General features: G+C 57.6%; 7 protein-coding genes. 1 reads left to right on the top strand and 6 read right to left on the bottom strand.

The features are described from left to right. Window positions 1-253 precede the first annotated feature (253 nt). The gene (locus MUU53_RS07715; RefSeq protein ID WP_247260380.1) at window positions 254-1,180 is read right to left on the bottom strand and encodes a DMT family transporter; all 927 of its coding nucleotides are present in this window, start codon (window positions 1,178-1,180) and stop codon (window positions 254-256) included. A 166-nt stretch (window positions 1,181-1,346) separates the two neighbouring features. Between MUU53_RS07715 and MUU53_RS07710 the strand changes: the two genes are divergently transcribed. Further along, on the top strand, window positions 1,347-2,252 hold the full coding sequence (locus tag MUU53_RS07710; protein WP_479683722.1) for a helix-turn-helix transcriptional regulator: 906 nt from the start codon (window positions 1,347-1,349) through the stop codon (window positions 2,250-2,252). A gap of 39 nt (window positions 2,253-2,291) precedes the next feature. Here MUU53_RS07710 and pheT read toward each other — a convergent pair whose 3' ends face one another. The 5 genes from pheT to pheS are packed head-to-tail and all read right to left on the bottom strand — an operon-like array spanning window position 2,292 to window position 6,754. Continuing rightward, window positions 2,292-4,718 (bottom strand): phenylalanine--tRNA ligase subunit beta, encoded by a 2,427-nt coding sequence (gene pheT, locus MUU53_RS07705; protein ID WP_247260379.1) that lies wholly within the window; start codon window positions 4,716-4,718, stop codon window positions 2,292-2,294. Window positions 4,719-4,732: 14 nt separating this feature from the next. Further along, a complete protein-coding gene (locus MUU53_RS07700) occupies window positions 4,733-5,158 on the bottom strand; it encodes a hypothetical protein (protein WP_247260378.1) in 426 nt (141 codons plus the stop codon). A 9-nt stretch (window positions 5,159-5,167) separates the two neighbouring features. Next, window positions 5,168-5,446, bottom strand: coding sequence for a DUF2442 domain-containing protein (locus tag MUU53_RS07695; RefSeq protein ID WP_247260377.1), 279 nt, complete (start codon window positions 5,444-5,446; stop codon window positions 5,168-5,170). Continuing rightward, window positions 5,430-5,663: a DUF4160 domain-containing protein gene (locus tag MUU53_RS07690; RefSeq protein ID WP_247260376.1), complete on the bottom strand. Its 234-nt coding sequence runs from the start codon at window positions 5,661-5,663 to the stop codon at window positions 5,430-5,432. Before MUU53_RS07690 ends, MUU53_RS07695 begins: the two co-directional genes overlap by 17 nt. A 5-nt stretch (window positions 5,664-5,668) precedes the next feature. After that, on the bottom strand, window positions 5,669-6,754 hold the full coding sequence (gene pheS / locus MUU53_RS07685; protein ID WP_247260375.1) for a phenylalanine--tRNA ligase subunit alpha: 1,086 nt from the start codon (window positions 6,752-6,754) through the stop codon (window positions 5,669-5,671). Window positions 6,755-6,845: the final 91 nt, after the last annotated feature.

Raw genomic sequence — 6,845 nt, 5'->3', positions numbered from 1 at the left:
CGATCTCCAAAATCAGCTTTGAATCCGATTTGCGCTCTTTTGGGAATCCCAATCCTTAAATCATCACCACGACCTAGTACAATGACCGAGCGACGCCTGTAGTCCGGGTCTTTCCTCCGAGAGGAAATAGTTTTGATCAGGTGCGTACACAACCGCAGAGCAAACCGCCTATAGAACCTGCAAGGGCACCGATGATCATGGACAGCGCAACACAGGTGCATCCTTTGTGAATGCAGGGTATGCTTCCGCAGAATCATGCAGATACGTCTACGCTATTCTTTCCTTCTCCCGCCTCCCTCGTGCGAAGGGTAAGTGGGAACTTGGCGAACATTACGGTATTGCCGGCAAGCGTCAGGCAAAGGCCGAAAACCCCCGGCCATGTCCAGTGATAATCCTCGAAAATGCTCGACAATGTCAGTGCCACGACGGGAAAGAGAACCGTCGCATAGGCCGCCTTCTGTGAGCCGAGACGCGAGACCAGCATGAGATAGGTCGTGAAACCGACCACGGAGCCGATCGCTGAGAGATAGATCAGTGCAGCGATATAGATCCGATCTGGCGGTGCAACGACAGGTGTCTGCGTGACAGCAACCAGAAACAGCAAGGCCAGAGATCCGTATGTCATGCCCCAGGCATTGGCCGTGATGGGCGAGAGACCAGCGGCACTATTGCGGCGCGACGCCATGTTGCCGAAGGAAAAGAAGAGCGTTCCAAGAGCCGAGAGGGCAATGCCCTTCCAGCTGTCCGGCTTGACCGCCAGAAACACATCCGGTCCAAAAAGCAGGCATAGGCCTGCCACGCCAAGGGCCGCGGCAACAAGCGCCCGTGACTTGATGGGATCGCCGAAAAAGATCCTGGCATTCACGGCATTATAGACGGTGGCCAGAGAGAAGACGACAGAGATCAGTCCTGACGGCACATAGGCAGCCGCATGATAAAAGCAAAGAAAGTTGCAGCAGAAGAGTGATAGCGCCTGAATGACCACGAAAGGCTGCTGCTGGAGTGTCGGAACCTTCAACCGGCCAGAGAGCACGAGCGCTCCAACAAGAATGAGGGCAGCAAGAGCGAAGCGATAGAACACGGACACCAGCACCGGCACAGGCCCGATCTGCAGCGCAATCGCAATCCAGGTCGTTCCCCAGATGAGCACGGTGGAAGAGAAAAGCAGCAGATTGGTCATGTTGGCATCCGAGCGTTAGGTCAGGCAGACCCTAACGCACCGGATGAGGCTCGCTCTTGCAGGATCTTGCGGCGAACTCTCTTTGCATCCAGATTGCAGAATATTTCCGATGGTCAGGCCGCCGCTTTCAATTGTAGGAATAAGGCCTGCCACCACTGAGCTTGCCATGCTGAACACTGCATCCGTTTTTGGTTCCCTGTCTGCTTCCTCCCGGGCTATGAGCCTGGGCGCTCTCGATATGGGTAGCGACAGGGCAGCAGCGCTGTGGAGCAACAGTCATGACCGGATGCGCTATGAACGGCCCGACGGCCATACCTTCAGCTGTTATCTGCGTGGCGGCGACGGAACACGGCGGGTCGACGGCAAAAGATTATCCGGGAGGCCTGGCGCGGTATGCATTATGCCGCAGGGCGCATCTTCGGAATGGGAAATCACGGACCGCTTCGACTTCGTCCATCTCTATCTGGCCGACGACGAACTGAAACGGTTGTTCTCGGAGATCTTTGATCGGGACGCACGGTTGATGCTTCTCCCTGAAGCGACCTTCGAGGACGCGCCTCGTGTTGCCGATGGTCTGGGCAGGCTTGCAACGGCGCTCCAGAGCGACAACCGGAGCCTCGCAGAAGAGGCCATCGTCTCGACGGTGCAGAATCTCTTCAGCGATCCTCGATACGGCGATCAAAACCTGAGACAGTTGCGCGGTGGTCTTGCAGCACATATCCGCCGTCGCCTGCTCGACTATATCGAGGCGCATCTGCAGAGCCAGATTTCGCTGCGCGATCTCGCCGCGATTGCGGATCTCAGCGAATTCCATCTGCAACGAATGTTCAAGCAGAGCTGTGGTATCAGCCCCTATGGCTATATGCTCAATCGCCGGACGGAAAGGGCACGGCTGATGCTGGCGGGGGCGGAGCCCATTGCCCAGATCGCCACTGCCTGCGGTTTCAGCAGCCAGAGCCACCTCACGCGCGCCTTCAAGACGATGACGGGAATGACGCCTTTGGCCTATCGCCTGATGGCCAATGGCACAGCTTGCGAGCTACCAAACGATTACGAGCTGCCAAACAGCTGAAGTCGGCAGCCTCACTGACTGCCGACCCGCCTCATTTTATCAAGCGCGAAGAACGCCGCCTGTTGTCTTCTCGACATTGCCGACAATCTTCTTCGTCAGCGCGTCGAAATCCTCATCCGTCAGCGTCTTGTCCGTCGGCTGGATCAGAACCTCGATCGCGATGGACTTCTTGCCTTCGCCAAGGGATGCGCCCTCAAAGACGTCGAACACATTGACGCCCGTGATCAGCTTGCGATCGGCACTGGTTGCCGCCTTGATGATGGAACCGGCATCAACGGCCTTCTCGACCACGAACGCGAAGTCACGCTTCACCATCTGGAAGGGTGACAGTTCGAGAGCAGCCTTTGTGCGGGTTGCCTTCTTCTTCGGTTCCGGCATGACATCCAGATAGACCTCGAAACCTGCCAGCGCACCAGAGACATCCAGAGCGGAAAGCGTATTTGGATGGAACTCACCGAAATGTCCGAGCACCACTTTCGGGCCCATCTTGATCGTGCCGGAACGACCTGGATGATACCAGGATGGACCGCCCTGCTCGACCTGCACATTCGCCATTGGCATGCCGCACGCTTCGAGAACAGCCAAGGCATCTGCCTTTGCATCGAACACATCGACCGGTTTTCCGCCACCCTTGGCCGCGTTGGACCACAGACGGCCTGAACCGGAAAGCGAGGCCGTGCCACGGCGAATGCCACCGGCAACGCGACGCTGCTTCTCGGGCGTATCGCCCTCATAGGTGCCGGATACCTCGAAGATCGCCACGTCGCCATAGCCCTTGTCGGCGTTGCTCTGGGCGGCAGTCAGCAAACCGGGCAGTAGCGATGGACGCATGTCCGACATGTCGGCTGCAATCGGATTGACCAGCTTCAACGCCGGGCTTCCACCGCCGAACAGCTTAGCCTGATCTTCCGGGATGAAGGACCAGGTGACAGCTTCCAGCATGCCGCGCGAGGCAAGCGCGCGCTTGGCAACACGAGTGCGGATCTGCAGCGTGGTCAGGATACGCGCATTGACCGTGTCCTTCGCGGCAAGCGGTTCCGGCTTGATGTTGTCGACACCGTGGACGCGCATGACCTCTTCCACGAGATCCGCCTTGCCATCGACATCGGGACGCCAGGATGGAACAGCTACCTGCACGCGCTCTTCGTCACCGGAGAGGATCTCGAAGCCGAGACCCGTCAGGATCTGGCGGCTCTCCTCAACGGAAACGTTGAGGCCGGTCAGGCGCTTCACTTCCGAGAAGGGAAAATCCACGACCTTGCGATCATGTCCCTTGTAGCCGGAAACACGCGCCTTTGCAGCGGTGCCCCCGCACAGTTCCAGCACCAGTTCGGTGGTGCGCTCAAGACCCGGCATCATGTATTCGGGATCGACGCCGCGCTCGAACCGGTAGCGGGCATCGGTGATGATGCCCAAAGCACGACCGGACTTGGCAATGTTGATCGGATCCCACAAGGCGGACTCAATCAGCACATCCACCGTGTTTTCATCGCAGCCGGAATGTTCGCCGCCCATGATGCCGCCGATGGATTCGACTCCGTTATCATCGGCGATGATCACATTATTCGGCGATAGCTTGTAGGTACGCGTATCGAGCGCAAGGATCTCCTCTCCCTCTGTCGCACGGCGAACGGTGAGATTGCCCTTCACTTTGGCCGCATCGAACACGTGCATGGGGCGACCCTGGTCGAAGGTCATATAGTTGGTGATGTCGACCAGCGCGTTGATCGGACGCAGACCGATCGCCTTCAGACGCTGCTGCATCCAGGCAGGGCTTGGGCCATTCTTTACGCGGCGAACCAGGCGCAGCGCAAAGCCGGGGCACAGGCGCTCATCGTCCAGATCGATGGAGACTTCGACGGGAGTTTCACCTTCCACCTTGAAGGCGGGCGTCTTTGGCTGCTTCAGCGTACCGAGACCGGAAGCCGCCAGATCGCGGGCGATACCGAAAACGCTCGTGCAATCCGGGCGATTGGGTGTGAGATTGATCTCGATCACCGGATCATCAAGTCCTGCGAAAGATGCAAAGGTCTGGCCGACCGGCGCATCCTCTGGCAAGTCAATGATGCCGTCGTGATTATCGGATATGTTGAGCTCCTTCTCAGAGCACATCATGCCATGGCTTTCGACGCCGCGGATATTGCCGACAGCCAGCGTGACATCAATGCCCGGCACATAAGTGCCCGGACGCGCCAGAGCGCCAACCAGACCAGCACGGGCATTCGGCGCTCCGCAGACAACCTGCACCGGCTTTCCATCACCTGTATCGACCATCAGCACCTTCAACCGATCAGCAGACGGATGCTTCTCGGCGGACACGACCTTGGCAATCACGAACGGCTTGTAGGCTGCACGATCATCGACATCCTCGACTTCGAGGCCGATCGCCGTCAAGCGCTCGCAGACCTCTTCTAACGAGGCATTGGTGTCCAGATGTTCCTTCAGCCAGGAGAGCGTGAATTTCATTTTACTGTCTCGTCTCAAACGATGGGCACAAGTGCCCTAATTTCCTCGATAGAGAGATCGGTCTTTTCAAAGCAATCCGCTCTCATGGACATACAAACATTTGCAACTAGCCGCCGCACTTCAGCGGCATCGCGATTAAAGCGATCATTGTTTGTGATCGCATAGAAGTTCGACAACTTACCAACAGCTTGGACAACGGTATCAGACCCAACGACCAGCAACTCCACTTCACTCTGATAAAGCCGCCGCCGAATTTCGTCGACACCTTGCGGACTATCCGACATTGCCATAAAGGAATTCAGATAGTTGCGGTAAGCTACCCTCCTTAACTCAAGCAAAGCGTGCTTTCTATCAACACGCTTGTTCCATGAATAAGCGAACACTCCAGCGAGAGCGGTCAATAGGGCAACAAGAAGAGGAATCCACGCTGCAATTTCCACAACTACACCCTAAGCCGCCTTTTCCGGCACCTTGGCTCCCGGTGCCTTCCAGCCAGCCAGCATGCCGCGAATGGAAAGATCCTCATCTACATCAGGCCAGTGGACACCAGCCAGCATGAGGTGGACGTTGTTTCGTTGCGCGGGCGTTGCATTCAGAAGACGCGGATACCACCACAAGGGAGTGGAGATCTGACGACCATCGGCAAGGCGCACGTGGACCTCATGCAAATCGCACCAAGCTTCAACCGGGCGTTCGGCTTCCGGATATGGATCATGCGAAATAGTCATTCCATGCCTCCAGCATCTCTTGCCTATGTTCTTCAACCACTTCCAGTATACGTGCAAGGTCTCTTTGACTAAAGCCCCCGGCCTCTGCCAAACGGATCTCCATCAACCAGACCTTGGCTTCGCCACCATTGCCTTCCACGTGAATGTGCGGCGGTTCATACTGGTCACCTGAGTAGAAATGGAAGCGAAAGCCGTATTTGCGCAGAACAGTCGGCATGGCCCTTACGTGCTCAAACCACCGAACAGCGTCGGCATGTCGAGCGGACGGAAGCCGTAATGGCTCATCCAGCGCACGTCCGCGTTGAAGAAGTCACGCAGATCCGGCATGCCGTATTTCAGCATGGCGATACGGTCGAGCCCCATGCCCCACGCAAAGCCCTGATACTCATCGGGATCGAGACCACCGGCGCGCAGGACATTCGGGTGAACCATGCCGCAGCCGAGAATTTCCATCCAGTCGGTCCCTTCGCCGAACTTGACGATCGGGCCGGACGAACGGTCACACTGGATATCCACCTCGAAGCTGGGTTCGGTGAAGGGGAAGAACGAGGGGCGAAAGCGCATGGTCACGCTGTCTACTTCAAAGAAGGCCTTGCAGAACTCTTCCAGGATCCAGCGCATGTTGCCGACATGGCTTTTCTTGTCGACGACCAGACCTTCCACCTGGTGGAACATGGGCGAATGAGTGGCATCGCTGTCCTGCCGGTAGGTCTTGCCGGGAATGATGATGCGGATCGGCGGCTTCTGGGCTTCCATGGTGCGCACCTGCACAGGCGAGGTGTGCGTGCGCAGAACCTTGCGCTCACCCTTCTCGTCCGTGGACAAAAAGAAGGTGTCGTGCATCTCGCGGGCCGGGTGACCCTCCGGGAAGTTCAGCGCCGTGAAATTGTAATAGTCGGTCTCGATATCCGGACCTTCCGCGATGGAGAAACCCATATCTGCAAAGATGGCAGTGATTTCATCGACGATCTGGCTGATCGGATGGATGCGGCCACGCTCGGCGGGCGAAGAGCGTACCGGCAGCGTCACATCCAGCGTCTCGGCTGCAAGCCGGGCATTGATGGCGGCGTCGCGCAGCACGGTCTTGCGCGCGTTCAACGCCTCCGTCACCTCGGTCTTCAAGGCATTGATGGCAGCACCTCGAGTCTGGCGCTCGTCTGGACTCATGGTGCCCAGTGTCTTCAGCAGTTCGGAGACGGAGCCTTTCTTGCCCAGCGCCGAAACGCGAACGCCTTCCAGGGTCGCCTCGTCGGACGCATCGTTGATTTCGGCCAGAAGCGAGGATTTCAGGTTTTCCAGATCGGACATGATGATTTCCGTTTGATGCCGGGCAGTGAGCAGACAGGTTCGGATCGCTGCTTGCGGCATGTGGTCGTAACGGTCAAATGAAAAACCCGCG

The sequence above is a fragment of the Affinirhizobium lemnae genome, from assembly GCF_022968395.1.
In the GTDB taxonomy this organism is placed as follows: domain Bacteria; phylum Pseudomonadota; class Alphaproteobacteria; order Rhizobiales; family Rhizobiaceae; genus Neorhizobium; species Neorhizobium lemnae.
Note: the sequence above shows the minus strand (reverse complement) of the source record. Positions and strands in the feature narration are given on the sequence as shown.

Excerpts from the sequence above, each read along its gene's own strand:
- MUU53_RS07710 (WP_479683722.1), top strand. The coding sequence starts at position 1,347 with ATGCTGAACACTGCATCCGTTTTTGGTTCCCTGTCTGCTTCCTCCCGG.
- pheT (WP_247260379.1), bottom strand. The coding sequence starts at position 4,718 with ATGAAATTCACGCTCTCCTGGCTGAAGGAACATCTGGACACCAATGCC.
- MUU53_RS07690 (WP_247260376.1), bottom strand. The coding sequence starts at position 5,663 with ATGCCGACTGTTCTGCGCAAATACGGCTTTCGCTTCCATTTCTACTCA.
- MUU53_RS07695 (WP_247260377.1), bottom strand. The coding sequence starts at position 5,446 with ATGACTATTTCGCATGATCCATATCCGGAAGCCGAACGCCCGGTTGAA.
- MUU53_RS07715 (WP_247260380.1), bottom strand. The coding sequence starts at position 1,180 with ATGACCAATCTGCTGCTTTTCTCTTCCACCGTGCTCATCTGGGGAACG.
- pheS (WP_247260375.1), bottom strand. The coding sequence starts at position 6,754 with ATGTCCGATCTGGAAAACCTGAAATCCTCGCTTCTGGCCGAAATCAAC.